Origin of the sequence: Nocardioides sp. (genome assembly GCF_034670285.1) — a bacterium.
Lineage (GTDB): Bacteria > Actinomycetota > Actinomycetes > Propionibacteriales > Nocardioidaceae > Nocardioides.
Genome location: NZ_JAXMNS010000419.1, coordinates 1 through 3,180, shown reverse-complemented (window position 1 = coordinate 3,180; position 3,180 = coordinate 1). Strand labels below are relative to the sequence as shown.

3 protein-coding genes are annotated in these 3,180 nt (G+C 70.3%); all 3 read left to right on the top strand.

The window, feature by feature from the left end; all coding sequences use genetic code 11:
* Positions 1-1,343, top strand: a 1,343-nt coding sequence (cysS, locus tag VOI19_RS16940; RefSeq protein WP_323794127.1) for a cysteine--tRNA ligase, incomplete at its 5' end; no start/stop codon positions are given.
* Positions 1,344-1,347: 4 nt separating this feature from the next.
* Positions 1,348-2,307, top strand: coding sequence for a 23S rRNA (guanosine(2251)-2'-O)-methyltransferase RlmB (rlmB, locus tag VOI19_RS16935; RefSeq protein ID WP_323794126.1), 960 nt, complete (start codon positions 1,348-1,350; stop codon positions 2,305-2,307).
* A gap of 187 nt (positions 2,308-2,494) precedes the next feature.
* Positions 2,495-3,180, top strand: a 686-nt coding sequence (locus tag VOI19_RS16930) for a hypothetical protein (protein ID WP_323794125.1), incomplete at its 3' end; no start/stop codon positions are given.

Here is a 3,180-nt window from a genome sequence, read left to right as displayed (position 1 = left end):
TCGTCCCCCTCGAGGAGGGGAAGGCGGGGATCTACGTGTGTGGTCTGACGGTCCAGTCGGAGCCGCACGTGGGTCACGTGCGCTCGGCGGTCAACTTCGACGTGCTGCGCCGCTGGCTCACCCACACCGGCTACGACGTCACGTTCATCCGCAACGTCACCGACATCGACGACAAGATCCTCACCAAGTCGGCCGAGCAGGGCCGCCCGTGGTTCAACCTCGCCTACGCGATGCACGCCGAGCTCACCAAGGCCCTGGCCAGCATCAACGTGCTGCCGCCGACCTACGAGCCGGGAGCCACCGGCCACGTGCCCGAGATGCTCGAGCTGATCGGCACCCTGGTCGAGCGGGGTCATGCCTACGCGGCCGAGGACGGCTCCGGCGACGTCTACTTCGACGTCCGCTCGTGGGCGTCGTACGGCGAGCTGACCGGTCAGAAGATCGACGACATGGAAGCTGCGGGCGACGCTGACCCGCGGGGCAAGCGCGACCCACGTGACTTCGCGCTCTGGAAGGGCTGGAAGCGCGACAGCGAGCCGCCGAGCGCCGCCTGGCCGAGCCCGTACGGCCCTGGGCGTCCCGGCTGGCACATCGAGTGCTCGGCGATGGCGCGCAAGTACCTCGGTCCGGCCTTCGACATCCACGGTGGGGGCGTCGACCTGCGCTTCCCCCACCACGAGAACGAGCAGGCGCAGTCGCGCGCGGCCGGCGACCCGTTCGCGTCGTACTGGATGCACAACGCCTGGATCACCACCGCCGGCGAGAAGATGAGCAAGTCGCTCGGCAACTCGCTGCTCGTGCCCAAGGTGCTCGAGCGGGTGCGCGGCATCGAGCTGCGCTTCTACATGGTCAGCGCCCACTACCGCTCGCACGTCGAGTTCAGCTTCGACGCACTCGAGGAGGCGGCGGTCGGGTTCCGACGCGTCGAGACCTTCCTGGAGAAGGCCGGCTCGACCGAGGCCGGGTCGGTGCCGGTGGCGTTCGCCGCGGCGCTGGACGACGACCTCGGCACCCCCGCCGCCGTGGCGGTGCTCTTCGACACCGTGCGCGAGGGCAACCGCGCCGACGACCCGGCGCCGTACGCCGCCGCCGTGCGCGCGATGCTCGGCGTGCTGGGCCTCGACCCGGCCGATCCGGCCTGGGGCGGCACCGGCGGCGACGACGCCGCCCTGATCGCAGCCGTCGACGCTCTCGTCGCCGGACTGCTCGAGCAGCGCGCCGAGGCGCGCGCTGCCAAGGACTTCACGCGCGCGGACGTCATCCGCGACCAGATCAAGGCGGCCGGCATCGAGGTGGAGGACACCCCTGCCGGCCCTCAGTGGTCCATCACCAGGGGAAGTTGAGTCGATGGCAGGCAATTCACAGCGCAAGGGCTCGATCCGCAAGTCGACCAAGAAGCCGACCGCCGGGTCGGGTGGACGCGTCAAGCGCGGGCTCGAGGGGCGTGGACCGACGCCCAAGGCCACCGATCGGCCCTACCACCAGGCCCACAAGTCCGAGCAGGCCGCCAAGAAGAAGGCGGCCATGAAGCCGCGCCGCAAGGGCACCGACTCGGAGTGGATCGCCGGACGCAACTCCGTGGTCGAGGCGCTCCGCGAGGGCGTGCCGATCACCTCGGTCTACGTCGCCGAGGGCGCCGACCGCGACAGCCGTCTGCGCGAGGCGTTCAAGCTGGCGCAGGACAAGGGCCTCAACCTTCTCGAGGTCAGCAAGAACGAGCTCGACAAGATGACCTCCGGTGCGGTGCACCAGGGGCTGGCCGCGCGGATCCCTCCCTACGAGTACGCCCACCCGGACGACCTGCTCGACCTCGCCAAGCAGAACGCCGAGAAGCCGCTGATCGTCGTCCTCGACTCGATCACCGACCCGCGCAACCTCGGCGCGATCGTGCGCAGCGCCGCCGGCTTCGGCGCTCACGGCGTCGTCATCCCCGAGCGTCGGGCGGCCGGCATGACCGCCTCGGCCTGGAAGACCAGCGCCGGTGCTGCTGCCCGGATCCCGGTGGCCCAGACCGTCAACCTGGTGCGCCAGCTCAAGGCCTACCAGGATGAGGGCTGCATGGTCCTGGGTCTGGCTGCGGACGGCGACCTGACCCTCACCGAGGCCACCGCTGACCGCGACCTGGCCCGCGGACCCCTCGTGATCGTGGTCGGCGCCGAGGGTGGCGGGCTCTCCCGACTGGTCTCCGAGACGTGTGACCGTCTGGTCTCGATCCCGATGGCCAGCTCGTTGGAGTCGCTCAACGCCGGCGTCGCGGCCTCCGTGACGCTCTACGCGCTGGCCGAGGCGAGGGCTTCCAAGGCCTGAGGGGGGCCTGAACGAGGCCTCAACGAGGCCTGAGCAAGCCCTCGCGCATTGTCCGGTTCTGCTGCGGGCACCCCTTGGGGTGTGCTGAATTTGGGACAGAACTGGTGCGGTGACCCGCGTCACCTTTATGGTCGAGCATCGTTGAACTAGTACCTGTTCTAGTTTTCAGCTCGACTCCGGAGGTCTCGTGAAGCGCCACCGCCTTTCCCACCGCCTGCTCGCCACCTCGGTGGCGACTGTCCTGACCCTCTCCCTGGCGGCGTGCGGCTCGAACCTCAACCCGGAAGACGTGCGCGGCAGCGGCGGCACCGTCGGCACCGTCGCGGTCGACGGCTCCGGCGTCCCGATCGAGGGCGACACCGCCGGTGGCGAGGTCGGCGGCGTCGACCTCGGCGACACCAGCGGCACCGACACCTCGGGAGGCACCGACTCCTCGGGTGGCTCGTCAGGCGGCACCTCGGGTGGCACCTCCGGTGGCGACACCTCTGGCGGCGACAGCGGCGGAGACACCTCGGGCAGCGAGTCCGGCGGCTCCACCGGTGGCTCCTCGGGCGGCTCGAGCAGTGCCGGCTCGTGCGACGGGTTCAAGAACGGCCCCGGCGTCACCGACTCCACCATCACCATCGGCAACGCCTCCGACATCTCCGGCCCGGTGCCCGGTCTCTTCGAGACCGCTCAGGACGCCATGAAGGCCTACGTCACCTACTACAACAAGGCCAACCCCGACGGCATCTGCGGGCGCTCGCTCGTGCTGAAGACCTACGACAGCCGCACCGACGCCTCCGCCGACCAGCAGGCCTACGCCGCCGGCTGCACGGACGTCTTCGCGATGGTCGGCTCGGTCTCGGCCTTCGACCTCGGCGGTGCCGGCAC

Bases quoted from the DNA above. Each gene is read 5' to 3' on its own strand.
- rlmB (WP_323794126.1), top strand. From the start codon at position 1,348: ATGGCAGGCAATTCACAGCGCAAGGGCTCGATCCGCAAGTCGACCAAG.